Raw genomic sequence first — 26,946 nt, 5'->3', positions numbered from 1 at the left:
TGCCGGTAAATACCCATTTGGAGAATAAAATGATCTATCAGTTGTCAGTTCCCGCAGCCGTTCCGGGCGTTGAAGAAATCCGCATCCTGGAATGGCACGGCGAGGCCGGCGCAAGTTTCGAGCCGGGCGATCTGATCGTGGAACTGGAAACGCACAAGGCCATTGTCGAGGTGCGCGCGGGTCAAAAAGGCACGTTGCGCGCCGTACTCGCCGATCCGGGCGACTGGAAGGCAATCGGACTGCGCCTGGCCCTGTTCAGCGATGAGGCTGATGAGGCCCTGCCGGCGCTTGACGCCGAAGCCGGAGATCTGCTGGTTGAGTTTGATGTAACCTGAGTAAAAAAGCCGGTCTGATCAGACCGGCTTTTTTACTTCGTAAGTTTAATTGACGGCGGCAGCGGGCGTCTTAGCCTGCTCCAGGTCCGACAGGCCCTGCAGGATGCTTTCCCGCAAGGCGACCTGCATCAGGCCGCTCTGGTGGATGCCGTCCGGCAGATGCTGCGCTCCGCCAAGCTGGGCAGCCATGGCATCCACGTCGATGATCGAAAAATCGCGCGTTTCGGCGATGTCGGTCAGCATCAGGTTCCATTCCTTGGCGGCGATATTCGACAGGGTGTCGCTGAGCGGTGCATCGAAGCCCATATAGCTCGAAATATCCTCATAACCCGAGGTCGACATGCGATTCAGCACCATGAGGTGGCCGCCCGTCGTGCGGTGAAGGCCATCAATCAGGCGCTCGTAATCCTGCTTGATCGTCTCGACCGGGCGCTTCACGGGTTCAAACGCCGTGGCCAGCCAGGTGCGCACGGCCGGGCCTGCGGCGGCCTGATAGTGGCGCATGACGTGCATGTAGTAGCCAAGCTTGCGATGGCGCAGTATCGACTGGGGCTCAACGGCCAGCGACACCAGAACCGCATCCGCGGCGCCCGTGCGCTGGATGCCATTTGAGGTGAAGATGGAATACTCATCCTTGATGGGCGTGTGCCGCATCACGGACAGCATGGTGCCGATAAACATCCAGTCATCGGCCGATGGCGGCGTGCTTAAGGCGCGGAAATAGGCATGGACATCGTCCGCAATGGCCTGAAACTGCGCAGGCGTGCGCTCTAGCTGGTCGATCAGGATCGGCAGGCACGGCGCAATGGGATGGTCGGGCACGACCACGAATTGCGAGGCGGCGCGCCTGGCCTCGAACATTTCCAGGAAAGCGCACTGTTCGCCCTGAATAACACCCGATACATCACAGACGCCGAGACACAGCAGGGTGGTGGGGCTTTCAACACCATCGGACCACCAGCCCCGGCTGCGACCATGCCAGCCGGGCAGGAGGCCGGCCCGCGTGTCGGCCAGACCCGTCATGCGCCGTCCGGCCAGTATCAGGTGCCTCAGGGTATCGGCGCTGCCGTCATCGGCTTTTTCATTGGTTTCCAGATGCGCAATGACCGTATCGGCATCCCAGGGATCGCTGCTGCGAATGCTGAGATAGCCGCCGCGCGCAACCTTTGGGTCGAGGCTCAGTATGCCGCTGACCCGCGGCGCCAGAGCGACCTGCAACTCCTGTTCTTCGGCGAAAGGCGAGGGCGCGGTGACGCGGGCGCCGGTCGGCTCCAGGGTAATGTTGCAGTAGGCGATGGGCTGGTTGGCCAGGCACATTTGACCGCTTTCGCGCAGCCAGCGGACGCTCGACCGAACGATCGTATAACCATCGGCCTTCAACTGGCCCAGCTTCAGCGCCACCAGGGTCATCTGTTGTTTCCGGTCCACATGCCTTCGTGATGGATGATGCCGGCGGTTGTTACCCGCACGGCGCGGGCCGGGGCCTGATCGAGCGGTTCGTCCGCCGTTGTGCTGAAGAGGGCAATCGGGGCATCGAGCTCAAAATATTCACCCGGTTTGGCCTTGAATTGACGCAGAATGGCCGGTTCGCGCAGGATCAGGCGATAATATGAAACCGGCGGGCATTCCTGGGCGAAGGCGCTGCCGAGATCGATGCTCAGGTCCATGAACTTGCTACCCAGCTTAAGGGCCTCGCCTTCGGCGGCATAGAGACATTCAACAGTGGCGCCCGTCATCTGGGGAATAATCAGGGGCAGGCGTAGTTCGTATATCATTTCAAATCTCGGTCGGGGTTTTGAAGTCTGTATAATATTGCAGCCTAGCGTTAAGCGGGTACAAGGGAAAGCTGCAATATGTCGACGCCCGGTCAGGCAACGCGGCTGGGCTGTCAAATTCTGTTACACTGTTATGGCTTTTTCATTCTAATGTGCAATTTCCGTGCCTTGTATCTGCTGGACCCCCGGCATGACGGCGATCTTGCCGGCGAGCCGGGCTGAGTCCTGAAACTGGACAATATTGTTTCCGCCCCCCGCCACGATAACGACAAGGGCCAGTGCCACGCCGGCATATCTGGCGGGAGAGAACCAGGACATGGCCGCCAGGACCGTCAACATGGGGATGACGTGCATGGCGTAAAGAAATGTCACCTCGCCGTAAACACTGTGAAGCAGCCCATTGGCCAGGAGCATCAGCCCGAGGCCGATTGAAAACGTATGGGCCTGACGGTTCTGGATGGCGCCCCAGATGCCCAGGCCCAACAGTGCCAGCCAGGCAATCGTGGCGATCAATCCGGCGGGAGTGTGGTCGCTAAACCTGCCGAACTGGTTTGTCTCCACCAGTTCGCCCCCTTGATTTTCAGCCCTGGCGGGGGGCGCGACGACGCTGGCCGTATAAAGGACCGCCACATTACCGACGGGGTTCCAGCCGGTGTGCAACTGCCCTCTCTTTTCCATGACCGGTTCGGAGAAGCTGACCGCGTCCCATTTCAACCCCTGCGGGTCGATAAAGATACGCGCATCCTTGAAAAGGAAGAACTGCGTGATCGACAAGGCCAGGACAATGCCCAAGACGGAAGCCGAGATCAGCAAGAAGGGTTTCAACCGCCAGCGCACGAAGGTGGCGATAAGGCCGGCCGCCCAGTTTGTCACCGTGATGGACAGGGTGAAGGCGCTGACAATGATCCACCAGCGACGCCTGCTCTTGTGGCCAGGCGCCATCAGAAAAAGCGCCATCAGGAGCGAGGTGCAGGCGATGGGGTAAAGCTCAACGACGGCGCTCCAGAAGATGACAGCGGCGCTGCCGAGGAAAAGGCTGGCAAAAACGGCGGCGGGGATGCGGGGAAGGCTGATGCGCCGCAGGACAAGGAAAATCATCCCGCCATTCAATGCACAAAAAAGCACCACGACCATGCGGGCGGCCGTGGTGGGCGACAAGCCCAGGGTGGTGAGCAGACCGCCGATGGGGTAAAGCAGGATCGAGGTGATGGGATGCACGGACGTGCGCCAGTGACTGCCGCCCCGGTTCGTCATGTTATCGATGACGCGGGCAATATCAGCCTGGAACCAGATATTCTTGTATTCCAGCAGGCCCGGTTCGTGGCTGGCCAGCGAAAATCCGCTGACCGCAATGCAGATGGCAATAAGGCAGAAACACGCAGCGATCAGCAGATCGACGCGGCCCATGACAACAGGTTTGGCGGTGTCGTCACGACCAATTTTATGCCACAGCCTGTCGCTGACATTGTTGTTTACAGTGTCATCATAAATGCCGGTCATACGACCGGTGATTGCCTTAAAATTCATTGATACCGGTACTCAAGGGGAGGAGCTATATGTGCATACCGCACATTTTCCACTTTTGGATGAATGCTTATCAATAACGAATCGATAATCAGGAACTTAATTTGCCTTAATATGGACCGGTCCCGTGCGCATTTTTAGACAACCTGACGACGAAAACACCTGTCGGTTCTCAGGTGGTTCAGCGTATGGCCACCGTATCCCGGTAGATGAAGGTGCCGTTCAGGTCGAAGAGCTGGATATCGACCCCTTCGTCACGCTTCGTGCGTAGAATGTGCCAGGCCGGCGGTACGCCGACACCGATCGCGCCGACGAAGGATTGCGGCAGGCATTCGGTCACCAGACGGGCATCGGTCCGGCCATAGAAATGGTCACGCCATGTCGCATCTTCGCCGCCGTTCGACAGATCCCAGCTCAGGAAATCAAAGGGGGTCCAGCCGCTGTTGTCGAGCCATGCCTCGGCCCAGTAATGGTTGGTCGGTGAGTTGCGGTACAGAAAATTGCCGCCGACGAGACGCGCGGGGATGCCCCTGGCCCGGCACAGGCCGACAAACAAAGCCGAGGCCAGTTGGCAGTCATAGATGCCGCTCTCCGTCACCCAGTCGAGCGGGGCATCAGCGGACACCTGATCATAGTGTATCGGGCAGAACTGGAACTCGTCCATGACGTAATTCCAAAAGGCGCGCACGGCGCTTTCCGGTTGGTTATTACCGGCCAGGCGTTCCGCCAGGGCCGCGATCTGATCCGAAATCATAACCAGCCCTTCCTTCGGGCGAAGATACAGGTCACGGTCAGTGGGTGGCGGCAACGCGTCCTGGGCCTGCGCTTCCAGCGTCAGGGTCACGCCGCAACTTATCTCCGGCGCCGAGGCGGTCGTGACCTTCACCTCCAGCCGGCCGTCGCTTTTGCGTTCCTGGCTGGCCTCCGCGGGAAGATGCGTCTCAATGTCGACGGCCTTATACCGCTCCGCCAGCGGCAGCGGCATTCGCAGGCGAAGGGATTTATCCGGTGAAAAGTCGGACATGTTGAAGCTCCGGCTGTAGGTCATGATAACCTGTGGTGACGGATCTAGGTCTTCGACAAACTGCCGCAGGGTCGGCATCATTCGTTGGGGCCAGAAATCGTCGCGGCCTTGCCGGCCGGCCGTCTTCAGGTGGGAAATAACCTCGACCGGATCGTACAGCCGCTGTCCGGTATCATCCATGCGTGCGGCCAGCCCGTCTCTTGTGGCGCGGTCCAGCGCTTCCATGGCCTGTTTGCGGGCGGCCATAAGGTCGGTCTCGCTGGCATAGCCTTCGAGCACCAGCATACCGGTCATCAATTCTTCCGGGACAGAACGGTAAATGTCACCGAAAACCTGACCTTTTTTTGTCATTTCAAACCTATTTATCAACAGCGTAGGCAATAATGTGCGTCGGCACGCGGCGCACCTGGCCGAGATCCGCCCAGCCGCCGGAGACAATCAGCACGACCTGCCGTCCGGATTTCGGGGCGCGATAGGTGATCGGCGTGGCCTGGTTGCCTTGCGGCAGGCGCGTGGACCACAGTTCATGGCCGGTCAGGCTATTCAGGGCACGCAACCGCCGGTCGCCGACGGCGCCGATAAAGGTCACGTCTCCGGCCGTGGTCATCGGTCCGCCGACAATCGGCGGCGCGCCCAGTGTGAAGGGCAGGTGGCTGGCAATACCGAAGGGGCCCACGCCTTCGGCGGTTCCGAGCGGGCGCTGCCAGGCGATGCGCTTTGAAACCAGATCGATGGCGGTCAGGCGGGCATAGGGCGGACGCTGGCAGGGTATGCCGAGCCGGGTAATGAAATAGTTCAGTTCGGCGCTGTAGGCGGTGCCCAGTTGCGGGTTGTCGCTGTTTGCGTCGTTCGTCTGTTTGATCAGCTTCAGGCGATCGGCGATGTGCAGGGTTGGCACAATAAGCAGGTGGCGGCCGGGATCGACGGAAACGCCGCCCCAGTCGACGCCGCCGGCCATGCCGGGATAGATCAGGGAGCCCTTAAGGGAAGGCGGTGTGAAGTCGCCGTCATACCGTAGTTTTTGGAAGGCGAGCCGGCAGAACAGCCGATCGAAAGGGGTTACGCCCCACATATCAACGTCTTTGAGGCGCGGTCCGCCGAGAAACGGCATGGCCACGGAAAAAGGCTGCGTCTTCGACGTCCATTCGCCGGCTACGTCCGTTGCGGGAACGGGACGCTCCTCGACAGGCGTGATCGGCTGGCCGGTGCGGCGGTCAAGGACGAACAGATCGCCCCTTTTCGTGGCGACAATGACGGCCGGCAGGGTCTGCCCCGCATTCGGCATATCGGCCAGGATCGGTTGCGCCGAAAGATCATAGTCCCACAGATCGTGATGGACGGTCTGGAAGACCCAGCGCGGTTTGCCGGTCGCCAAATCAAGCGCGACGAGCGCCGAGGAATAGCGCTCCCATTCTGCCTTGCGATGCTGGCCGACAAAATCAGGCGTGGCGTTGCCCATAGGGATATAGACCAGGCCCAGTTTCGGGTCGGCGCTGAAAATAGACCAGGCGTTGGGCGTGCCGCGGGTGTAGATATCGTCCGCCGCAAGTGGTTTGGCGGGGGGCTCCGTCCGTCCCATATCCCAGGCCCAGCGAAGCTGACCGGTTCGGACATCATAGGCGCGCACCACGCCGGAAGGCTCGCCCACCTCGTGATTATCCCGCACCAGGGCGCCGACCACGGCGACGCCATTCGCAACGGTGGGCGGGGAGGTCACATAGTAAAAGCCCTTCTTGACGTCGCCGAGGCCAGCCGTCAGGTCGACCTGCCCGCCCTTGCCGAAGCCCGCACAGGTCTGGCCGGTATCCGCATTGAGGGCGATCAACCGGGCATCCATAGTGCCCATCAGGAGGCGGTGCGGGCATGTCGGATCGCGCGTATCTTCCAGATAGGCCAGACCGCGGCAGATGCTGGCGCCCGTCGCTGTCAGGTCGGTATGCGGATCGTAACGCCAGACCTGGCGCCCTGTTTCGGCATCGAGAGCCAGCACCAGGTTATCCGGCTGGCAGATGAAGACCTTGTCGCCGACCTGAAGCGGGGTCACCTCATCCTTGCGCGGGCCCTTGCTGTCGGAAACCGGCGCCGGCTCGACAAACTCCCAGAGCTTTTTCAGTTTTCGCGCATTCTGAGGGGTAATGTCCGACACGGGGGAAAACTTGTCCGCCAGAGGTCCGCCACCAAATGAAGGCCAGTCACCCGAAGCGGAGACCGGGGTGCGGGCAGCAATGGCTTGCGCCCTGGGGGCATGGGCATTGGCGGCAATCACGGCTATGGCCAGTACCGCCAGGGCGGCAGGGCCGCCCATCCATCTGTAAGTGGGAAGGGTCTCCCACCACTGGCTGAGCCGATTTGGGCGCAGGTGGTCGCGCATCATCGGCAAATAGAAGAAAGGCAGGATGCCGCACGCCAGGTCAACGCGCGGGAGCAGGGACCATCCGTCAAGGCCAACCTCGGCCACGGCGGCGACCCAGGTGAGTATAAAATAAGCAATAAAAAGGTGAAGCGCGGAGCGTCGGCGGCGAAAAATCTGCACGCCTGAGGCGATCAGAAGCGCTGGCAGGAAAAGATCAGCCGATAGCACCCCTTTTCGCAACAGCAGGGCGCTCCCGAGGCAAAGCAACAGCCCGCAAAGGATCAGAAAGGCGGCGAGGCCCGCAGGGTAAAGGCTTTTTGACAAAAGCTTCAGCCAGGTTTTCAGCATGTCCAAAAATCACCACCCCAGGAATTGCGAAAACCCTTATAGCGGATGCCTGAGCGCTGACAATCCCCGGTCGGGAGCTATGATTTTCACCGGTATTATTAAAAAAAGACACGGCTGACGCGCATGACTTGCGTAAAGGCGCCGTGAAACCTTGCACTGCAATAGCCGATAGGATAGCGTTTAAATATGTTTAAATATGAAGCACAATCTTAGGAAGTCGCCGGTCTGTGCATAATATTGTTTTTTTTGTCCATTTTCTCATTACGGTCGCGGGTGTGCTGGGCATTTTCCTGGCATCTCGTTACCCGCGCCTGGCGGGACCATTTTCATTCGACGGTCATATGCCCGCATGGACGATCGCGGCCGTAATCGCCGCGATGGCTGTATTTACATGTGTTGGCTTCCGACTCAGCAGTCCGCCCGAATGGTTCTGGGACTTCACCCGCGCCTATTATGCCGCCGGCCGCGATGTGGTGCGCGGGGATCTGGCGGCGCTTCAGGTTCTGATCCGCGAAGGGGCAACCGGCGGTTTTGTCAATATTCCGATTGTCGCCTATCTGTTTGCGGCGTTTGGCGTATTCCCGGCCCAACTCGCCGGCATATTGTTTACCCTGGCGGGACTGGCGTTTACGGCGTTTGCCTGGCTGCTTCTCGTGCGTCTCGCCCGGCTGGAGGTCAGGGAGCGCTGGGTGCTGTCCCTGTTGTTTATCGCTAATGGTCCGCTTTTGACCGGCATAAAATTTGGCAATCTGAGCTATGTCATCCTGGCGGCGCTGGCCGGCGGGCTTCTCCTTGTACGCGCCGGACGCTCAGGCGCTGCCGGCGCGCTGATCGGCCTGGCGGTTGTGATCAAGCCTGTCCTCATATTGATGGGCCTGTTCTTTCTGTTGCGGCGCGACTGGCGTGGCAGTCTGTCTTTTGCCGCTGTGGGCATTGTAACGGCGCTCCTGTCTCTTGTTGTGTTCGGCTGGCAGGAAAATCTCGACTGGTTCAACAACTGCATCGTCCTGTATAGCCAGAACTGGCTGCCGACATTCAGCGTTCAATCTTTTTCAAGCTTTTTGCTCAGACTCAATGCCGAGGCGAAAATCAGCGAATGGATTCTGGTGCCGCCGACCCATATTCAGAAACTGGTTGTCCAGGTTATAACGGCCCTGCTTTTCCTTGCGGCCGGGCTGGCCTGCCTGAAGCCTGCCGCCGACAGACGCAGGCAGGATGAACCGTTGTCCGATGAACGCCGTGACCTGCAATACATGTTGCTTATAAGCCTGTGCCTCGTGACAAGTCCGCTGGCCTGGTCGCATTATTACGCCTGGTTGCTGCTGCCGACAGCCTTCTTCCTGAAGCGCAATGCCCAGGGCGACATGCCGCCTGTCGCGCGATGGGCGGGCTGGACAGCCATTATCTTCGTCACGCCGCTGAATGGCTGGCCCACCCTGATATCAAATCCCCTGGTGATGGATATCTACAGGTCGCTTTTCATGTCGCATATGCTGTGGGGCGGTTTGATCTGGTTCGGACTGATTGCCTGGTGGCTGGCGAGCAAGGGCGGGCTTCTTTCAAACCGGCAGCCTGAGAAAGACGGACCGCTGATTGCCGCCTGAATTAGTCCGGGGTTTTGATGTGCGCCGCGATAAAATTATTGATATCGGTCATGACCTGAGACGGTTCCCCCTTTGGCGGGGCAAGAGCCTGTACCGATCCGTTGTGATTGAGCAGGGGGTAGTTGAGCCAGGTCACCTTAACTCCCTTTTCCCGAAGCCTGGTGGCTAGCCGCTTGCTTTCCGATGTGCCGATAGCCTCGTCGCGGTCGCCAGTGATCAGCAGCATCGGTGGTGACCGGCCATCCACATGGGTGATGGGATGAATATCATCCCACTGGCGTTTCGGTCCGAACATCACCTTCAGTTCGGATGTATCCGGCATGAACTCATACGGACCGGAAAGACCGATCACAGCTTTCAGATCGCGTTGCGGGTCCATGCCGACCTTACCCAGCCAGCGGCGGTCAATGGCCAGGCTGGCGGCATTGAATGCCCCGGCTGAGTGGCCCATCAATATCAGTTTCGACGGATCGCCACTATAATCGGCGGCGTGATCGAATGCCCAGCGAACGGCGGCGGCATTATCTTCTATGAAGCCGGGCCAGGCGCCGTTCGGATAAATGCGATAGTCGGCAACCACGGCCACATATCCCTGACGCGCCAGGGCGATGCCGACCCACGCATAATCCGCCTTGGCGCCTGAAATCCATGTGCCGCCGTAAATGAAAACTACGACAGGGCGGGCCTTGCCGGCCGCGCGCGGTGCGTAGATATCCAGGGCATGGCGTTCACCAGAAGCGTAGGCGATGTCCCGCGTGATCAGTAGATCGTCCACGGGCATGGCCGCGGCGTTCCTGACGGCGTTTTCATCGCCCCTTTTTCCGACGCGTGAGCATCCATTCAACAAAAAAAGTGCCGGTCAGCCCGGCGCTGATTAGATGACGGCGCGTTATTTGCTTGGCGGGCATGGCTATTCCTGAAATTGAACAACAGGGCTCTATATCATTCCGTATGCTACCTGACCACGTTTCACAGGAAGTGGATGCAAGGGCTATAGAAGCCTTGTGCAGCCAGTCACGATTCGATAGCGTTCCTTATCAATAAGTCTCCGAAAGGTCTGTTCGCCCGTGCATTATCTTGCCTATCTCTTTGATATGCTCGCCACCTTGATGGGGGGACTTGCCATTTTCTGGCTGGCAAAAAAGGGCATATTGCCGAAAGGTCTGCGGCCCGGTCGTGATATGCCTGTCTGGGCCTTTCTGCTCGGCGGCGGCGCTTTGGCGGCTTTCCTGATTCTGAATCTGAAGCTGAGCTGTCCGCCGGAAGCCTGGGATTTCACCCACGCCTATTATCTGGCCGGCCAGGCCGTGCTGCACAATGACCGGGCCACGCTTCATGACCTTATCGGCAAGGGCACGTCGGGCTTCGTCAATATCCCTGTGTTCGCCTATCTGCTGGCGCCATTCGCGCTTTTGTCGCCATCCATCGCCACCGCGCTCCTGACGGTCGCAGGCATTGGCCTGACCGTTCTGGCCTGGTTCCTGCTGGTTCGCCTGACCCGACTGGAACTCAGGGAGCGCTGGCTTTTGGCCTGGCTCTTCCTGGTCAATGGGCCGCTCATCCATGCCGTAAAGCTGGGCAATCTGAGCTACTTCATTTTGGCGGCGCTGGCGGGCGGACTTGTATGGCTGCGCAGTGGAAAGCCAATATCGGCGGGTGTCCTGCTGGGCGTGGCGGCGGTTGTAAAGCCGCCCCTGGCTTTGTTTGGCTTCTTCTTCCTCTTCAGGCGCGACTGGCGTGGTCTGCTCGGTTTCGCATCGGTGGGCATTGTAACGGTCTTGCTGTCACTGGCCGTCTTCGGTCTGCCCTATAACCTGTACTGGTTTCAGACCGCGATTTTGCAGTACAGCCATAGCTGGCTGGCCGCTTTCAATGTCCAGTCGGTGCCGGCATTCATCCTGCGTCTCCATCACGATGCACGGTTGAGCGACTGGCTGAACTCGCAGGTGCCGACCTCCGGGCAAAAGCTCGTGGCGCAGATATTTACTGTGCTGACCATTTTGCTGGCGGCAGCGGCCTGTCTGCGGCGGCCGGGCGTTGTTCCCGACCCCGTCACTGCCGGCGAACGCCGGGACATGCAGTATCTGCTCGTTATCTGCCTGTGCCTGGTGTCCAGTCCGCTGACATGGTCTCACTATTATCTGTGGCTGCTCATGCCGACGGCCTTCTTCCTGGCCGGACGCCCGTCTGTCTTTTCGGCAGGGGCGGCCCGCTGGGCCGGATGGACAGCCATTGCGCTGGTCACGCCTATTATCGACTTGCCCTGGTCTTTCTCTAACCCGTTCCTGGAAACGATGTACCGATCCGTCTTCCTGTCACACCTGCTGTTTGGCGGGTTGGTATGGTTCGGACTGATCGCCTGGGGGCTTTCCCGCACGGGTGGTTTGTTGCTGCTGTCGGAAGGACGCAAGCCCTTTGGCCGTCTTTCAGGAGAAGCCCTTACGGATTGACGTAATCGAAATTGGCCATGTTGGCAGCGTCATTCACCAGGAAGGGTTTGTAGCGCGCATCACCGTGCAAATAGACTTCCAGGAAAGACAGCGCCAGACGGGCCACTTCCGGATCAGTCGAGTGGGTGCCCAGCGGGGTCAGGGCAATGGCGTGCATACTTTCCCACTCCGCCGTATTCTGCTTGAAGTTCGCCAGCAGTTTGGTGGTGGTGGATGGAATGGTGCCATACTGCTGCGGGAAGTTGGACAGGTATGGATCGGCCACAGCCGATATCACCAGGGTCGGTATCTTGTCGCCGCCGTAGGGGTTGTCGCTCGACGATACAGGGCTTAAGCCCACGGCGGCCGCGATGTGGGAATTGCCTAGAGCCGTTGCCAGTATTGCGCCGGCGCCGCCATAGGAATGGCCCATGACCGCGATCTTATCGACCTGGAGGCGGCCGAACAGCGGGCTGGCAGTACGTGTATTTTCGGCTACCAGGGCGTCGACGGCCCGGTCCAGCGCGAAGGCGCGCATGTCCGGAGGCGTATTGAGATCCTTCGGATCGATGAACATGACCACGAAGCCGTGCGAGGCCAGAAAATCGGCCCATTGGGTGAGGTCGGTTTCCACAAAGGACCGGCCGTTGATGCGCGCCCGGGTGGGCATCTCCCTGTAGGTGGTGCCGTAACCGGCAATGAACACCACCGAAGCATAAGGCGCTGTCCCGTTAGCAGGATACCAGATTTTCGGCATCCTGTACTGGCTGCTGCTGGCAATGCCGCTGGTATAGGTGGCCACCGCATAGGGCCCCAGAGTGGCAGCGGTGGCTTCAGTAGGCGTGGGGACTGACGGAGGGCTGGGACTGGCTGGACTGGGAGATGTGCCCCCATTTCCGCCGCTACAGGCTGTAAGGGTCAGCAAAGTGAATAATAGAAAAGGGGGAATGTTCACCTAATGCCTCTTACACGAAACGCCAGTATTCTATGGTCATTGTCCCTCTCGCTTCCAGATGACAGGGATAATCAATAAATACGAATATCAGAAAAAGAGCCGAATTCTCTTTCGTTTCGTCTTTAGGCAGAAGATGAACTAGGAAAATATCCTGATTGCGAGAGTTTGCGGAGACTTAGGGTGACCTTTGCAGGTTGCCAAATGGGAAAGAATATCTTGCCGCTTTGCAACCATACGAGTGATCTGGTACGACGCGCCATGACGATCACGCTCTACATCGATGCCGACGCCTGCCCCGTAAAGGATGAGACCTACAAGGTGGCCGCCCGTTACGGCCTGAAGACCTTAGTGGTGTCGAACAGTTTCATCCAGATACCCCGATCGCCGCTGATCACGCGTATGATTGTCGACGCGGGGCCGGATGTGGCTGATGACTGGATTGTAGCGCAGGTCGTGGCCGGTGATGTGGTCATCACCAACGATATTCCGCTGGCGTCGCGCGTTCTGGCGAAGGGGGGCCATGCCGTCGCGCCCAATGGCCGGGCGTTCACACCGGATTCGATCGGTTCTGCCCTGGCCAGCCGCGCCCTGATGGAGCATATCCGCTCGACCGGCGACATTACCGGCGGGCCGCCGCCGTTTTCCGCCGCCGATCGTTCGCAGTTTCTCCAGACCCTCGATCAGGTCATCAGTCGGGAACTGAGGCGGCCGCGATAATCACACAATCTCTGCGATTGTTGCGGATCGCAAATCCAATGTGATTGAATCTGTAACAATCGGCCTTGAAATTTTCCGCATCGCACCATATTATACAATTGTTCGGTGCCTTCCTGGCGCTGATGCCCTTCCTGGGCGTTTCCTCCCTGTAAACTGGCCGCGCCGTAGAGCGCGGCTTTTTTTTGCTCAGTCTATGGCGATGCGCGCGGCATCGGATCGGGTACGCACCCGGAACCAGGTTTCGATACGGTTCATATCCTGGCGCGATAGGCGTCTGGCGGAATGCGCAATCAGAATCGGCACGGAAGCCGTTTCCGCCTCAGGCCCGGCGGCCGCTGAAGAACTGGCATCGTCAGCCTCATTTTCTTTCGCTGGCGCGGCGCTTGTGCCCTCACCAATAATCACATCGGTCAAATCGGGATACTGCGCCTTCAGTTCGGCGGTCAGTTGCGCCGATTGCGTGCTCCATGTCACCTGACGGCGCAAATCGGCAATCTGCTGGTCGCGCGAAGCCAGGGCCAGCTCACTGCCGGAAAGCTCTTTCACTATGCCGTCACGTAGGGTGTTGATATCGATATTGTCGTCGCCGGCCTGGTGAACGGTCAGGATCGCGCCTTTCAGCCCGGTGGCCGGCAGGTGCGTGCGGATGGTTTCGATCGTCCTGGCCGACAGACGATCACCGATCAACGTGACCTCGACATGCTTGTTCTTGGGGGTGATGCCGATCTCGACGACGTGTGATTTCGGGAAATTGAACTCCTGGCGCACAAACTGGCTGGCCTTGTTATGGAAGACCTCGTTGCCGACCAGCCGATAGGCCAGGTACAGGCTGGGCAGGCCGGTCAGCAGGACCACGAGGAACAGGACGCGCTTGACGCGGGTTTCCACGACGGGGTCGACAAATTGCTTGTGCGGTGGATTGAGCAGGCCGATTACCAGAACGGCGGCCGCGGCGATATAGACGCAATTGATCGAAAACAGGTAGAAGGCGCCGAGGAAATAGGCCCAGTTGCCATTGGCCAGGCCATAACCGGCGGTACAGAGGGGCGGCATCAGCGCCGTGGCGATGGCGACGCCGGGAATGACATTGGTTTTTTCTTTCCGGGTCACGCCGATAATGCCGGCAAAGCCGCCGAAAAGCGCGATCAGCACGTCCCAGATGGTGGGGGAGGTGCGGGCCAGGAGTTCGGAATGCGCCTCGGTCAGCGGGCTCAGGGCGAAATAGATGGTGGAGGTCAACAGGCTGATCAGGGTGGCAATAAGCAGGTTGCCGACGGATTTGCGGATCAGGGCAAAATCATAGATGCCGATGCCATAGCCTATCCCCATGATCGGACCCATCAGGGGCGAGATCAGCATGGCGCCGATAATCACGGCGGTCGAATTGACGTTCAGACCGATCGACGCGACGAAAATGGCGAACATCAGGATCCACGGGGTGGCCCCGCGCAGTTCCACGCCGGCGCGCAGGCTTTCGTCGATCATCGTGTCATCGGCCTTATCATCCAGCAGGCTGAAACGATTGAGAAAGCTGTGCCAGGATCTGGCGGCCGGATTTGATGAAGAGGACGGCGTTTTGGGCATTATGTGACCTTTACAATGCGCAATCCATAACCGGACAGGACGGATGCGCAAACTGATATATCCGTGTCCGGCAGGCCCTCAGACCGGCAGGGCCTGGGTGTTCTTGACCTCTTCCAGCACGGCATAGGTCCGGGTTTCGCGCACGCCTGGCATATCGACCAAAGTGGTGCCGAGGAAATGCCGGTAGGCCGCCATGTCTTTCACCCGCACCTTGATCAGGTAGTCGAAGCCGCCGCCGACCATATGGCATTCCATGATCTCCGGCCGGCGTTTCACGGCGCGGGCAAATTCCTCGAACAGACCGCCGGTCGTGCGGTCGAGCAGGATCTCGACGAAGATCATCAGGGCGCAATCGAGCTTTTCCGGATTGAGCACCGCCATGGTGCCGAGGATATAACCGTCCTTACGCAGGCGCTTAACGCGCTCGAAACAGGCGGCGGGTGAGATATGGCACAGGTCAGCCAGCGCCTGGTTGGTGATCCGGCCATCGGCCTGAAGGGCGCGCAGGATGCGGCGGTCCATTTCATCAAGCATGATAAATTCCTTCGGACATATGCTGTTTATGAAAAATAATATTTGGATATGCTTTCCAAAATCCCAAGCACATTCGGCAAATTTGGCCATATACCATGGATATAATCAGCCATAAAGGTGCGGCATGTCTAAAGCGCTCGAACTCTCCCGCTCGCAAATGGTGGCCTTGCTACGGGCGCCGGAACCCGAAGTGCTTAAGAGCCTGTTGCCGGCGGCCACGCTCGATGCCGCTACCCGCGGCCGTGTTGTCGATCAGGCTCGCCTGATCCTGAATGATCTGCGCGCCGCGCAATCGACCGGCTGGATCAACCGCTTCCTGCAGGAATATCGCCTGAATACGCAGGAAGGCGTGGCTTTGCTGTCGCTCGCCGAAGCCTATCTGCGCGTGCCGGATACCACCACGGCCGACCTGCTGATCAAGGATAAGCTGGGCGATGCCGACTGGAAGGCGCATTCGGGCCAGTCCGGCTCGAAACTGGTCAATTCGGCGACCTTCGGCCTGGTCCTGACCCGCGCCCTGGTGGCCGATGAGGGCGGTGTGCTGAAGGGCCTGCTGGCGCGCGCCGGCGAGCCGTTCATCCGCGCCGGCGTCGCCGCCGCCATGCGCCTGATGGGGTCGGTTTTCGTCATGGGGCGCGACATCGAAGAGGCGCTTGATCGCGCCGCCAAGCCGGAGAATAAGGGTTTCACCGCCAGTTTCGACATGCTGGGCGAATCCGCCCGCACCTGGGAGGACGCCCACGCCTATTATGCCTCCTATGAAAACGCTATCGCCGCGGTTGGCGCCTCGAAGAAGGTTCTGGGCCACAATATTTCGGTGAAGCTGTCGGCCCTGCACCCGCGTTATGAAGTCGCCAACGCAAAAGCCTGCGTGCCCGAACTGACCGAAATGATGATCGGTCTGTCGCGCAAGGCCGCCGGACTGGGGATCGGCCTGACGGTCGATGCCGAGGAAACCGAACGCCTGATGATGTCCCTCGATATAATCGAGGGCGTGGCGCGCGATCCGCAGCTTTCGGGCTGGGACGGCTTGGGCATGGCCATCCAGGCCTATGGCAAGCGCTGCCGGCCGCTGGTCGGCTGGGCCGAGGCGCTGGGCGCCGCCACCGGTCGGAAGCTGTTCGTCCGTCTGGTCAAGGGGGCTTACTGGGATTCCGAGATCAAGAAGGCCCAGGTCGATGGCCTGACCGATTATCCGCTCTTCACCCGCAAGGCGGCGACTGACGTTTCCTATCTGGCCTGCGCCCGCGATATGCTGGACGCCAAACATATCTACCCGGCCTTTGCCGGTCACAATGCCCTGACGGTCGCCACCCTGATCGAATGGGCCGGCAAGCGCCGCGATTTCGAGTTCCAGCGCCTGCATGGCATGGGCGAGGGGCTGCATGAACGCCTGGTGCGTGAAGAAGGCTTTGCCTGCCGCACCTATGCCCCGGTCGGCGGCCACCGCGAACTGCTCGCCTATCTCGTGCGCCGCCTGCTTGAGAATGGCGCCAACAGCTCTTTCGTTCATCAACTCGCCGACGCGACCATTACCGAGGACATGCTCTTGGCCGACCCCGCAACCCGTATCGCCACCGTTGAAGGCCGTCCGCATCCCGGCATCCGCAAGCCGGCCGAACTCTTCCCCGGTCGTGTCAATTCCGCCGGCATCGACCTGAACGATGAAGCCACGCTGCAGAGTGTCCTGGAAGCGGTGGGCAAGTCGCAGGCGGTCGCCGCAACGGCGCTGGTGTCTGGCCAGCCTGTGACCGGCGCGGCGAAAGCGGTGATCAATCCCGCTACCGGCGCGTCCGTCGGCAGCGTCATCGAGGCGGTGGCCTATGATGTCCGCCGCGCCATCGCCGCCGCGACCGCCGCTGCACCGGCCTGGAGTGCGCGCCCGATCGAGGACCGTGCCGCCTGTCTGGAGCGCCTGGCCGATCTGCTGGAAGAGAACCGCCCAGAACTGCTGCGCCTGGCCGTTCAGGAAGCCGGCAAGACCGTGGGCGACGCTGTGGCCGAAGTGCGCGAGGCGGTCGATTTCTGCCGTTATTACGCCAACCAGGCCCGCACTTCTCTGGCGCCTGAAATCCTGCCGGGACCGACCGGCGAGCGCAACGAACTGCGCCTTGTAGGCCGCGGCGTCTTCGCCTGCATCTCGCCGTGGAACTTCCCGCTGGCCATCTTCCTCGGGCAGATCACCGCCGCGCTGGTCACCGGCAATGCCGTGGTCGCCAAGCCCGCGCCGCAGACCCCGCTGATTGCCTTCCGCGCGATTCAACTGGCGCACAAGGCCGGCATTCCGGCCGAAGTCCTGCACTTCCTGCCCGGTGGCGTCGAGGTCGGTGACGCGATCATCTCGCACACCAGCGTCAATGGCGTGGCCTTTACCGGTTCCATGCCGACCGCCCGCGCCATCGCGCGCAACCTGCTGAAGGACGACAACCGCCCGATCGTGCCCCTGATCGCCGAAACCGGCGGCCTGAACGCCATGATCGTCGATTCCTCGGCCCTGCCGGAACAGGTGGTGGCCGATGTGGTCACCTCGGCCTTCCGCAGCGCCGGCCAGCGCTGCTCGGCCCTGCGCCTGCTGGTGGTGCAGGAAGATATCGCCGATGGCCTGATCCGTCTCCTGACCGGCGCCATGGATACGCTGGTGCTCGGTGATCCGTCCGATATCCGCACTGATGTCGGCCCGGTGATCGATGCCGGCGCGCGCGACAAGCTGGAAGCCTATCGCCAGTCGATGAAGGCCAACTGGATTCATGCCCTGGAAAAGCCGGCCCTTTCCGGCACGTTCGTGCCGCCGACCCTGATCCGCCTGGAAAAGATCGAGGATCTGACCCAGGAATGGTTCGGTCCGGTGCTGCACGTCGTCACCTGGAAGGCCGGGGAACTGGAGGACGTCGTCGCCCGCATCAATGCCCAGGGCTACGGCCTGACCATGGGCCTGCACTCGCGCATCAAGGCCACGGCGGACGCGGTAAGCGACCTGGCGCGCGTCGGCAATCTCTATGTCAACCGCTCGATGATCGGCGCAGTGGTCGGTTCCCAGCCCTTTGGCGGCGAGGGGCTTTCCGGCACCGGTCCCAAGGCGGGCGGTCCGCACTTCCTGATGCGCTTTGTCAGCGAACGGACAATCTCGACCGACACGACTTCGGCCGGCGGCAACGCGACCCTGCTGTCACTGGCGGAAACGGATATTTAGCGCATCCCAAAAGTGTGACGCACTTTTTGGGATGCGCGTTAAACAAAAATGCCCTAGTGGCTGAAACGCTTCTGGATCAGTTTTCTGGCGATCGGCTTCGGTGCCAAAAGCGTCAGCAGGCTCCAGACGAACAGAACCAGTCTGCGTTTGGGGGCCATGGCATCAAAGCCGACGGTCGACCGGATCGTGTCCTTCAGAAGCTGGTATTTGCTGTCCCAGGGCAGGGGGTGCAGCTTCGGGCTGAGCGTCACCGAAGGAATCCGATGCTGCAGGACATGCAGGCTTCTGCGAAAGTTGGCATCCGGGATGTCGATGCCGGCTGCCTTGGCAATGCGTTGCGCATAGAGGAATTTCGAGTGACCGCGGGCCACTTCGCGCGCGAACAGGCCCTCTTTGGCGAACAGGTTGCTGTCATTGCCGCCATGAATGCGGTATTTCACAAGGGGCTTGTCCACTGTCACGACATCGCCGAAAAAGGGTGCCGCCGTTACCATGGCTGAATCCGAAAAGTCACCGCAGGCATTGTCGAGCGGGAAAATCCGGTCGAGGAAAGCGCGGGCATACACATTTCCCGAACCGGGCGGTGTCGGATAGGTTGACAGGCGGATAGCCCAATCCTTGACTTTTTCCGGTGTCGGCAGGGGGGCGTAAATGGGGAAGCGCGAACCGGTCGGCTGACCGTCGCCGTCAATACGCTCCATCTGGAACTGTACCTTGCTGGTGCGTGGCGTGGCGACGCGTGCCACTTCCTCGGCAATCGAAGGATCGATCAGGTCATCAGCGTCCAGAAAGATGATCCAGTCGCCGGTGGCCTTCGCATAGCCGACATTGCAGGCGGTGAGCTGGCCGGCATTTTCCTGAAAGACGGGGATAACGCGATCGCCATAGGCAGCGATCACCTGCCTGGACTGGTCTTTGGAGCCGTCATCGACCACGATGACTTCGACATCGGGCCAGCGCACGGCAAGCGCGCTGTCTATGGCTTTGCCGACATAGCGTTCGTAATTGTAATTCGCAATTATGATGCTGAACTTCACTTGCCGATCCTTGCTCTATCGTATCCGCAGCGTTTTCTTGACAATTCTGATGGCGAGGCTTTCGCAGCCTTCCGGGCATCCGGCCAGCTTCCAAAGCAGCAGGTTCGTGGTGACGAAAATGATTTCCGCGGACGCACAGACCCAGGCGAGGCTGAGAGCCGTGTACAAAAGCGGGTCGCCGGGGACGAATACCTCTTTTGCCATGACATAGAGGAAAAGACCGGCGGGCGCCATGGCGACAGCCGGCCGCAAGAGGCTGATCAGTTGCGTCCTGACCGGCAGGCCGATCAGAATTTTGACGATGACCAGACACGAAAAGAAAACCAGCACCGACGAGATGGCGTGACCCACCAGGACGCCCTGAAGATGGAACATCCAGGCCCCAATCAGAATCAGGGGAACCTTGACCGAAAATTCAGCCAGATTACGTATAAAAGCCATCCGGGTTTTGTTTATGGCCATGGCCAGGGATGGCAGGACCACGGTGGGCAGCAGGGCGATGGCGGCGAAAGCCAGCCAGGTCAGTATGATTGCGGTCTCTTCCCACCGGGGGCCGAGAATCAGGTGGATGATCGGATGCGACAGGAACGCGATCATCATTAGAATCGGACCGACCAGTGAAAATATGCCGATCGACGCCTTGAGATATATGCGCTCTATGCCGCCTGTGTCCCGTACCGACATAAAGGCGGCAAACAGGGGGCGAGAGATGGGTACAATAATCGCCTGCACCGGGACGGCGATCAGATTGTCGGCGGAGGTAAATCGTCCGAAGGTCATGGTGTCAACAAAGCGCGGCAATACGACCTTGTCGGTTTGCCAGTTGATGGCGGAAACCACTTGGCCGGCGGCGTTCCAGCCGACCATGTCGGCGAACATGCGCCAGTGGACCAGCGTGAACCGCAGACGTTGCGGCGCGAACAGGTAGGAAACGGCCATCATGACGGCGGTTGTTGAAATCGTGCCGATGGCGATGGCCCAGTAACTGCCTGTGGTGACGGCGAGTGTTGTGGCTATGATGAGGGCGCCGATCTTGCCGAAGACTTCCAGGGCGACGTCGCGTCGGAAATCAAGCACCCGCGTGAATTCAACCAGGCGCTGGCTGACCAGGCCGCGCATGGCCGGTGCGAAGGCCAGGGCACATTGCAGCGCGATCAGACGGGGCTCATGGTAAAAGATCGAGAGCGGCACAGACAGGGCGGCCAGTACGCTGATGGTCACGACGGAACGGATGACAGCCATGGTGAATGCCGTATCATACATGCTTTCACTCGGCTTCTCGACGCTCATGAGGACGGCGCCAAGCGGCATTTCACACAGGGCCTCGACAATTTGCACCGCGGTCATCGCCATGGCGACCACGCCGAATTCACCGGGGCCGAGGAAACGGGCCAGGACAAGCAGGGAAATGAAGTCAAGTGATTTGGCGAACAGCTTGCCGCCAACGGTCCATATGCCGGCGTGAGCGGTGCGTTCCGATAAGGGACGATGATGGGCCTTGGTCATTAATCTACGCGTTTCACCTGAAATTCAGCCCAAATTGTCGCCCGAAAGAGCAAGATTCATGCCGCGGGACGTCCTGGACGCGGTATCCTCGGTTCTCATCTAACGGTTAAATGTGAAATAAGAGAAAAAATTACCTTAATTATCTGAATAAAAACACCAATGGTCTGATCCGGCCACATCAGGAAACAGACATCTTTTCGGCATCATGGTATGAGTCTGGAAAATGAATATGGAGGAGGGATTCATGTGGAACCGGCGTCGGATATTGGGCAGCGGCATGGCGGCGGCAGGGGCATTCGGTCTGTCGGCTGCGGTAAAGGCGGAGACGGTTTCTCGTTCGACGGTAACCACCGGGCCGGAGGTCGTGGTCGAGATCGCTGATGGCCGGCTTCGCGGCGGGCACAGCCGGGGCGCCCTGGCCTTCAAGGGCATCCCCTATGCCGGTTCGGTGAGCGGCGCCGCGCGCTTCCGCGAGGCGCCGCCGGTTGTGCCTTGGTCGGGCGTGCGTGATGCCACACGCCTGGGCGCGCCTGCGCTGCAAAAGCCGAAATCGACCTATGGCGAACAGGAGCCGGCCTATGCCGAGGACTGCCTGGTACTGAATGTCTGGACCCCGGCGGTAGGGGATGGCAAGAAGCGCCCGGTCATGTTCTATTGCCACGGCGGCGGGTTTGCTACCGGTTCGGCGGGTTCGACGGCGCAGGATGGCGCACGGCTGGCGGCGACGTACGATGTGGTGGTCGTGGCCACCAATCACCGGCTGGGGCTCCTGGGCTATCTCTATCTCGGCGACATCGGCGGGGCAGAGTGGGCCACTTCCGGCAACCAGGGGATGCTCGATATCGTGGCCGGCCTGCGCTGGGTGAAGGCGAATATCGCGGCCTTCGGTGGTGATCCGGACAATGTGCTGATCTTCGGCGAATCCGGCGGCGGCTTCAAGGTCGGTACGCTCCTGGCTATGCCGGCGGCGAAGGGTCTGTTCCACAAGGCCAGCATCCAGAGCGGCGCGGCCCTGACCCGAATGCCCAGGGCGATGGCGACCGAAACGGCACTCAGGGTGCTTAAAGGGCTGAATATCTCACAGAACGACCTGTACAAACTGGCCGATATCCCGGCGGAACAGATTTTGGCCGTTCAACTGGCGGCGGAAGAAGGGCGGGGACCAATGACCCTGCCGTCGGATGGTTCGCCGCCTGCACCGCGTGATGGCCGGCTGCACAGGGCGGGTTATTGGGTGCCGGGCGGCTATGGGCCTGTAGTCGACGGCACGGTCCTGCCGGCCGATCCGTTCGATCCGGTGGCCTCGCCCCTGATGGCTGATGTGCCGCTGATCGTCGGCCATAACCGCGACGAGGCGACCTTCTTCAATATGGGGCGACCCGATACCTTCGCGCTCGATGAGGCGGGGCTGAAGGCGCGTCTGGTCACGGAATTCGGCGGTGACGCCGATAAGCTGCTGACCGTCTATCGCACCACCTATCCGCAGGCGACGCCGACCGATCTTTATATCGCCATCGCCTCGGCGCGCTGGTTCGGCGCGGATTCCGTCATGACGGCGGATCGCAAGTCCGCGCAGGCCGCGCCGGTCTATCAGTACCGCTATGACTACGCGTCGAATTTTCCGATCGCCGGCACGACCGCGACGCTTAGGGCTGGCCACGCCACCGAAATCGCCGCCTTGTTCCTCAATACCGACCAGCCGGGCCTGGAGGGCAATGGGCCCGGTCTGGCAGAAGCTTCCAGAAACATGAGCGCTTTCTGGGCCAGCTTCGCCCGCACTGGCAAGCCACAGGCGCCAGGCCAGCCGGACTGGCCGCGCTACACGACAACAGACCGGCCGGTCATGCTGATCAATACCGCCTGCCGCGTCGAAAATGACCCGGAAGGTGCGGCGCGGAAAGTCTGGCAGGAAGAGGTCGCGGATTGAGCCGGTATGTCCTGGCCCTCGATCAGGGTACGACCACCAGCCGGGCCATCATCGTCGATGGCGGCGGCCATATCCTGAAAATCGCCCAGAAGGAATTTCGTCAGATATTCCCGCAAGGCGGCTGGGTAGAGCACGATGCGCGCGAGATCTGGAGCACCCAGATGGGGGTTGCGCAGGAGGCGCTGACGGCTGCCGGCCTGCGTGCTTCCGATATCGCCGCCATCGGCATTACCAACCAGCGCGAAACCACCGTCATCTGGGAGCGCGCCACCGGCCGGCCGATCCACAACGCCATTGTCTGGCAGGACCGGCGCACGGCGACCATCTGCGACGACCTGATCAGGGCCGGTCATGAACCCTTGTTCGAGCAAAAGACCGGCCTGCTGCTCGACGCCTATTTCAGCGGCACCAAGATCAAATGGCTGCTCGATCATGTGCCGGAGGCCCGGGGCAGGGCAGAGCGCGGCGAACTGGCCTTCGGCACCATCGATAGCTGGCTGGTGTGGAACCTGACAGGCGGCGCCCTGCATATCACCGACGCCAGCAATGCCAGCCGCACCCTTTTGTTCAATATTCATACCGGTGACTGGGACGACGAGCTGTTGACCGTGCTCGATATTCCGCGCGCCTTGCTGCCGCAGGTGCGGAGCAACAGCGAGGTCTATGGCGAGACGGCACCGGGGCTTTTCGGCGCGCGCATCCCCATTGCCGGCATGGCAGGCGACCAGCAGGCGGCGACCTTCGGGCAGGTCTGCCTGGACCGCGGCATGGCCAAAAATACCTATGGCACTGGCTGCTTCATGCTGATGAATACCGGTGCCGAGGCCATGCAAAGCCGCCATAAACTGCTGACCACGCTTGCCTGGCAGTTGGGCGGCCAGCGCACCTATGCGCTGGAAGGCTCGGTCTTCGTGGCCGGCGCCCTGGTGCAGTGGCTGCGCGACGGTCTGGGTATTATCCGTTCCAGCGGAGAGATCGAGGCGTTGGCCGCTTCGGTGCCGGACAGTGGTGGAGTCGCTCTGGTGCCGGCCTTTGTCGGCCTGGGCGCGCCGCATTGGGATGCTTATGCGCGCGGCACGATCATCGGCCTGACTCGGGGTTCCACCAAGGCCCATATCGCACGCGCGGCCCTGGAGGCCATCGCTTTCCAGTCGGCGGAAGTGCTGGAGGCCATGATATCGGATTCTGGCGTTCGCCTGACCGAACTGCGTGTCGATGGCGGGGCCAGTCACAATAATCTGCTGATGCAGTTTCAGGCCGATATTCTGGGTGTGCCGGTCGTGCGGCCGAAGATCACTGAAACCACGGCGCTCGGGGCGGCCTACCTGGCCGGACTGGCGGTGGGCTTTTGGCGTGCGACCGATGCGCTGCGCGCGCAATGGCAGGTCGACCGGGTGTTTGAGCCGGTTATGGGCGCAGATGAGCGCCTGGCAAGGATGGCGCGCTGGCGCAAGGCGGTCGACCGGAGCCTGGATTGGGAGGACAGGGCTTGAGTGATCCGCGTCCCGCCCTGTTGGCCAGGGCGACGGCTGATACCCAGTGGGATGTCATCGTCATCGGCGGTGGCGCGTCTGGTCTCGGGACGGCAGTGGAAGCGGCCTCGCGCGGGTACAAAACCCTGCTTCTGGAAGCGCATGACTACGCCAAGGGTACAAGCAGCCGTTCGACCAAGCTGGTGCATGGCGGGGTGCGTTACCTGGCGCAGGGCCATATTCATCTGGTTCGGGAATCCCTGCACGAGCGCGGCCTGCTCCGGCGTAATGCGCCACATCTCGTGCATGATCTCGGCTTTTTGGTGGCAACTTACCGGATGTGGCGGCTGCCTTTCTATGCCATCGGCCTCAAGCTTTATGACCTGCTGGCGGGGAAGCTGAACCTGCGCCCCAGCCGCTCTTTGGACCGCAAGGCCGCGCGGGCGCACATCCCGACCCTGAAATCATCGCATCTCAAGGGCGGCATTCTCTATTTCGACGGCCAGTTCGATGATGCCCGGCTGGCCATCACCCTGATGCGGACGCTTGAAGACCTGGACGGCGTGGCGCTCAATGCCGCGCCGGTCACGGGGCTGGTAAAATCAGGCGGCCGGGTGACAGGTGTACGCTTTGCCGACAGCGAAACATGCGCCTCATATACGGCAAGGGCGCGCACCGTGATCAACGCCACCGGTGTGTTTGTCGATGCGGTCCGGCGGCTCGATGCGCCTGGCGCGAGGACTCTGCTGACGCCGAGCCAGGGTGTGCATATCGTGGTCGATCGCCGCTTCCTGCCGGGCAATACGGCGCTGATGGTGCCGCGCACTGCCGATGGCCGGGTGCTGTTCGCCGTGCCCTGGCACGACCACACACTGATCGGCACCACGGATACGCCGGTGGCGGAGGTCAGCGAAGAGCCGCGCGCGCTGGAGGCCGAGATCGACTTCATCCTCAAAACAGCGGGCGACTATCTCGATCCGGCGCCCCGGCGAAGCGACATCCTCAGCGTATTTGCCGGTCTGCGCCCGCTGGTTAAGGCAGCCGGCGACACAAAGTCCCTGTCGCGCGAGCATGAGCTTATCGTCTCGGATAGCGGGCTGATCACCCTGACCGGCGGCAAGTGGACCACCTATCGCCGCATGGGGGAGGATGCGGTGGACCTGGTGGCCGAAACTGGCGGCCTGCCGCCCCGGCCAAGCGTCACTGAAACCCTGCGCCTGCATGGCTGGGCCGAGAACAGCGGCCGCAACCACTGGCATGTTTATGGCCGCGACGCGGCGGCAATCCACGCACTGCCCGGCGCCGATGTTCGCTTGAATCCGCATCTGCCCTACATGGAGGTCGAGGTGCGCTGGGCCGCGCGCTTCGAACAGGCGCGCACCGTGGAAGACGTGCTGGCCCGCCGTCTGCGGGCGCTTTTCCTCGATGCCGGGGCAAGCCGGGCCATGGCGCCGCGCGTGGCGGAAATCCTCGCGGAGGAACTGGGGCATGATCAGAAATGGCAGGCGGCGCAGGTCGAAACCTACGCCGCCCTGGCTCTGGGATATATGGCTTAAGCCGCCAGCATATTGCCGATGCCGATGATCACGGTCGAGATGATCAGGGTGCCGATGCCGAGCCAGACCAGGAACTGCGTCCGGCTGGCCGTGCCCTTCCATTCCTTGAGCGCGAAGCCCCACAGGGTGGAGAACAGGATGATCGAGGCCATGTGCAGGGTCCACGAGGAGAAGCCGAACTTGCCCATCTGGCTCTCGCCCATGGTGTAGAAGAAGAACTGGAAGTACCAGAGTGTGCCGCCCAGAGCGGCCAGGAGGTAGTTGGCCAGCAGCGGCGTCTTGATGTCGGAAACGGCGGCGGTCTTGCCGCTCCATTCGCCGGCGGATTTGTTTTTCAGGATCAGGTACAGGCACCAGATGAAATTGGTGGTGAAGCCGCCGGCCAGCACGACGCACAACACCGGCAGGCCGACCCACAGACGTCCCGTGCCCGCCGCCGCCGTGGCTTCGCGGATCGGATCGCCGGCCGCCAGGCCGAAGGAGAAGAAGGACGACATCACGCCGGAGAAGACGGCGATCAGTATGCCCTTTTTCAGGTCGAATTCGCCACGATCCGGCACACGGGCATCACCGGACACGTTGGCAAGCTGCTTTTCCTTGGCGCCGCCAGCCAGGGCGACGATAATGATGCCGACGACGACCACGGCGATGCCGATAAAGGTATATTCACTGCCGTGCTTGGCAACCACTTCGCTGAACGTACCCTGGAAAATCGGCGGCCCAAGTGTACCGATCACCGTAGTCAGGCCCAGCGCTACGGCCATGCCGAGCGACAGGCCGAGATAGCGCATGGTCAGCCCGAAGGTCAGGCCGCCAAAGCCCCAGCCGGCGCCGCAGAGATAGCAGACCAACAGGGTGTGGGTGGGCGTGTTGGCCAGGACGTTGATCAGGTCCTTGCTGCCGATAAAGGCGCCGATCCAGGGCGCCAGCACCCACGAAAAGATGCCGCCTGTCAGCCAGAAGATTTCCCACGACCACAGCTTGATACGTTTATAGGGGACATAGAAACTGGCGGAGGACAGGCCGCCCAGCCAGTGGAAGAAGACGCCAAGTAAGGGATTGGGGTTCATGCGCGT

At 60.8% G+C, this 26,946-nt stretch carries 20 protein-coding genes; 8 read left to right on the top strand and 12 right to left on the bottom strand.

The window, feature by feature from the left end; all coding sequences use genetic code 11:
• Positions 1–29: 29 nt before the first annotated feature.
• Positions 30–335 (top strand): lipoyl domain-containing protein, encoded by a 306-nt coding sequence (locus ACTHND_RS11300; protein ID WP_440178048.1) that lies wholly within the window; start codon positions 30–32, stop codon positions 333–335.
• 45 nt (positions 336–380) lie between these two features.
• Here ACTHND_RS11300 and ACTHND_RS11295 read toward each other — a convergent pair whose 3' ends face one another.
• The 5 genes from ACTHND_RS11295 to ACTHND_RS11275 form a co-directional block, all read right to left on the bottom strand.
• A complete protein-coding gene (locus ACTHND_RS11295) occupies positions 381–1,745 on the bottom strand; it encodes a hypothetical protein (RefSeq protein ID WP_440178047.1) in 1,365 nt (454 codons plus the stop codon).
• Entirely contained in the window at positions 1,742–2,110 is a 369-nt protein-coding gene (locus ACTHND_RS11290) for a hypothetical protein (protein WP_440178046.1), read from the bottom strand. Before ACTHND_RS11290 ends, ACTHND_RS11295 begins: the two co-directional genes overlap by 4 nt.
• A gap of 147 nt (positions 2,111–2,257) precedes the next feature.
• Entirely contained in the window at positions 2,258–3,637 is a 1,380-nt protein-coding gene (locus ACTHND_RS11285; protein WP_440178045.1) for a hypothetical protein, read from the bottom strand.
• Positions 3,638–3,815: 178 nt separating this feature from the next.
• Entirely contained in the window at positions 3,816–4,952 is a 1,137-nt protein-coding gene (locus tag ACTHND_RS11280) for a transglutaminase-like domain-containing protein (protein WP_440178044.1), read from the bottom strand.
• Between the two features lie 64 nt (positions 4,953–5,016).
• A complete protein-coding gene (locus tag ACTHND_RS11275) occupies positions 5,017–7,116 on the bottom strand; it encodes a pyrroloquinoline quinone-dependent dehydrogenase (RefSeq protein ID WP_440178043.1) in 2,100 nt (699 codons plus the stop codon).
• Between the two features lie 620 nt (positions 7,117–7,736).
• On the opposite strand from ACTHND_RS11275, the gene ACTHND_RS11270 reads away from it, so the two are divergent.
• Positions 7,737–8,963 carry a glycosyltransferase family 87 protein gene (locus ACTHND_RS11270; RefSeq protein WP_440178042.1) on the top strand — a complete coding sequence of 409 codons (1,227 nt, stop codon included), beginning with the start codon at positions 7,737–7,739 and terminating at the stop codon, positions 8,961–8,963.
• A 1-nt stretch (position 8,964) separates the two neighbouring features.
• Here ACTHND_RS11270 and ACTHND_RS11265 read toward each other — a convergent pair whose 3' ends face one another.
• Entirely contained in the window at positions 8,965–9,744 is a 780-nt protein-coding gene (locus tag ACTHND_RS11265; RefSeq protein ID WP_440178041.1) for an alpha/beta hydrolase, read from the bottom strand.
• Between the two features lie 286 nt (positions 9,745–10,030).
• Between ACTHND_RS11265 and ACTHND_RS11260 the strand changes: the two genes are divergently transcribed.
• Entirely contained in the window at positions 10,031–11,413 is a 1,383-nt protein-coding gene (locus tag ACTHND_RS11260) for a glycosyltransferase family 87 protein (RefSeq protein WP_440178040.1), read from the top strand.
• Here the strand turns inward: ACTHND_RS11260 and ACTHND_RS11255 are convergent.
• Positions 11,403–12,347 (bottom strand): poly(ethylene terephthalate) hydrolase family protein, encoded by a 945-nt coding sequence (locus ACTHND_RS11255; RefSeq protein ID WP_440178039.1) that lies wholly within the window; start codon positions 12,345–12,347, stop codon positions 11,403–11,405. The two genes, ACTHND_RS11260 and ACTHND_RS11255, sit on opposite strands and share 11 nt — an antisense overlap.
• Positions 12,348–12,605: 258 nt before the next feature.
• Between ACTHND_RS11255 and ACTHND_RS11250 the strand changes: the two genes are divergently transcribed.
• Positions 12,606–13,064 carry a YaiI/YqxD family protein gene (locus tag ACTHND_RS11250; RefSeq protein WP_440178093.1) on the top strand — a complete coding sequence of 153 codons (459 nt, stop codon included), beginning with the start codon at positions 12,606–12,608 and terminating at the stop codon, positions 13,062–13,064.
• Between the two features lie 186 nt (positions 13,065–13,250).
• Here the strand turns inward: ACTHND_RS11250 and ACTHND_RS11245 are convergent, their stop codons facing one another.
• Positions 13,251–14,648, bottom strand: coding sequence for a DUF389 domain-containing protein (locus tag ACTHND_RS11245; RefSeq protein ID WP_440178038.1), 1,398 nt, complete (start codon positions 14,646–14,648; stop codon positions 13,251–13,253).
• 78 nt (positions 14,649–14,726) lie between these two features.
• Positions 14,727–15,182: an Lrp/AsnC ligand binding domain-containing protein gene (locus ACTHND_RS11240; protein WP_440178037.1), complete on the bottom strand. Its 456-nt coding sequence runs from the start codon at positions 15,180–15,182 to the stop codon at positions 14,727–14,729.
• A gap of 124 nt (positions 15,183–15,306) precedes the next feature.
• Here ACTHND_RS11240 and putA point away from each other — a divergent pair, with 124 nt between their 5' ends.
• Entirely contained in the window at positions 15,307–18,372 is a 3,066-nt protein-coding gene (gene putA / locus ACTHND_RS11235; protein WP_440178036.1) for a bifunctional proline dehydrogenase/L-glutamate gamma-semialdehyde dehydrogenase PutA, read from the top strand.
• A 53-nt stretch (positions 18,373–18,425) separates the two neighbouring features.
• On the opposite strand, the gene ACTHND_RS11230 is transcribed toward putA, so the two are convergent.
• Entirely contained in the window at positions 18,426–19,409 is a 984-nt protein-coding gene (locus ACTHND_RS11230; RefSeq protein WP_440178035.1) for a glycosyltransferase family 2 protein, read from the bottom strand.
• A 15-nt stretch (positions 19,410–19,424) separates the two neighbouring features.
• Positions 19,425–20,915: an oligosaccharide flippase family protein gene (locus ACTHND_RS11225; protein ID WP_440178034.1), complete on the bottom strand. Its 1,491-nt coding sequence runs from the start codon at positions 20,913–20,915 to the stop codon at positions 19,425–19,427.
• Positions 20,916–21,159: 244 nt separating this feature from the next.
• On the opposite strand from ACTHND_RS11225, the gene ACTHND_RS11220 reads away from it, so the two are divergent.
• From ACTHND_RS11220 to ACTHND_RS11210, 3 genes are read left to right on the top strand one after another with little or no spacing between them, the layout of a single operon-like run.
• Entirely contained in the window at positions 21,160–22,842 is a 1,683-nt protein-coding gene (locus tag ACTHND_RS11220) for a carboxylesterase/lipase family protein (RefSeq protein ID WP_440178033.1), read from the top strand.
• Complete coding sequence (glpK, locus tag ACTHND_RS11215) at positions 22,839–24,335, top strand: glycerol kinase GlpK (RefSeq protein ID WP_440178032.1); 1,497 nt, start codon at positions 22,839–22,841, stop codon at positions 24,333–24,335. Before ACTHND_RS11220 ends, glpK begins: the two co-directional genes overlap by 4 nt.
• On the top strand, positions 24,332–25,870 hold the full coding sequence (locus tag ACTHND_RS11210) for an FAD-dependent oxidoreductase (protein WP_440178031.1): 1,539 nt from the start codon (positions 24,332–24,334) through the stop codon (positions 25,868–25,870). Before glpK ends, ACTHND_RS11210 begins: the two co-directional genes overlap by 4 nt.
• On the opposite strand, the gene rhaT is transcribed toward ACTHND_RS11210, so the two are convergent.
• Complete coding sequence (rhaT, locus tag ACTHND_RS11205) at positions 25,867–26,940, bottom strand: L-rhamnose/proton symporter RhaT (protein ID WP_440178030.1); 1,074 nt, start codon at positions 26,938–26,940, stop codon at positions 25,867–25,869. The genes ACTHND_RS11210 and rhaT overlap by 4 nt on opposite strands.
• Positions 26,941–26,946: the final 6 nt, after the last annotated feature.

The sequence above is a fragment of the Asticcacaulis sp. genome (assembly GCF_051954415.1).
Taxonomy (GTDB): domain Bacteria; phylum Pseudomonadota; class Alphaproteobacteria; order Caulobacterales; family Caulobacteraceae; genus Asticcacaulis.
Note: the sequence above shows the minus strand (reverse complement) of the source record. Positions and strands in the feature narration are given on the sequence as shown.

Coding starts and splice junctions, on each gene's coding strand:
- ACTHND_RS11280 (WP_440178044.1), bottom strand. CDS start 4,952: ATGACCGGTATGCTGGTGCTCGAAGGCTATGCCAGCGAGACCGACCTT.
- ACTHND_RS11250 (WP_440178093.1), top strand. CDS start 12,606: ATGACGATCACGCTCTACATCGATGCCGACGCCTGCCCCGTAAAGGAT.
- ACTHND_RS11290 (WP_440178046.1), bottom strand. CDS start 2,110: ATGATATACGAACTACGCCTGCCCCTGATTATTCCCCAGATGACGGGC.
- rhaT (WP_440178030.1), bottom strand. CDS start 26,940: ATGAACCCCAATCCCTTACTTGGCGTCTTCTTCCACTGGCTGGGCGGC.
- ACTHND_RS11245 (WP_440178038.1), bottom strand. CDS start 14,648: ATGCCCAAAACGCCGTCCTCTTCATCAAATCCGGCCGCCAGATCCTGG.
- ACTHND_RS11220 (WP_440178033.1), top strand. CDS start 21,160: ATGTGGAACCGGCGTCGGATATTGGGCAGCGGCATGGCGGCGGCAGGG.
- ACTHND_RS11285 (WP_440178045.1), bottom strand. CDS start 3,637: ATGAATTTTAAGGCAATCACCGGTCGTATGACCGGCATTTATGATGAC.
- putA (WP_440178036.1), top strand. CDS start 15,307: ATGTCTAAAGCGCTCGAACTCTCCCGCTCGCAAATGGTGGCCTTGCTA.
- ACTHND_RS11300 (WP_440178048.1), top strand. CDS start 30: ATGATCTATCAGTTGTCAGTTCCCGCAGCCGTTCCGGGCGTTGAAGAA.
- ACTHND_RS11240 (WP_440178037.1), bottom strand. CDS start 15,182: ATGCTTGATGAAATGGACCGCCGCATCCTGCGCGCCCTTCAGGCCGAT.
- ACTHND_RS11225 (WP_440178034.1), bottom strand. CDS start 20,915: ATGACCAAGGCCCATCATCGTCCCTTATCGGAACGCACCGCTCACGCC.
- ACTHND_RS11295 (WP_440178047.1), bottom strand. CDS start 1,745: ATGACCCTGGTGGCGCTGAAGCTGGGCCAGTTGAAGGCCGATGGTTAT.
- ACTHND_RS11265 (WP_440178041.1), bottom strand. CDS start 9,744: ATGCCCGTGGACGATCTACTGATCACGCGGGACATCGCCTACGCTTCT.
- ACTHND_RS11270 (WP_440178042.1), top strand. CDS start 7,737: ATGGCTGTATTTACATGTGTTGGCTTCCGACTCAGCAGTCCGCCCGAA.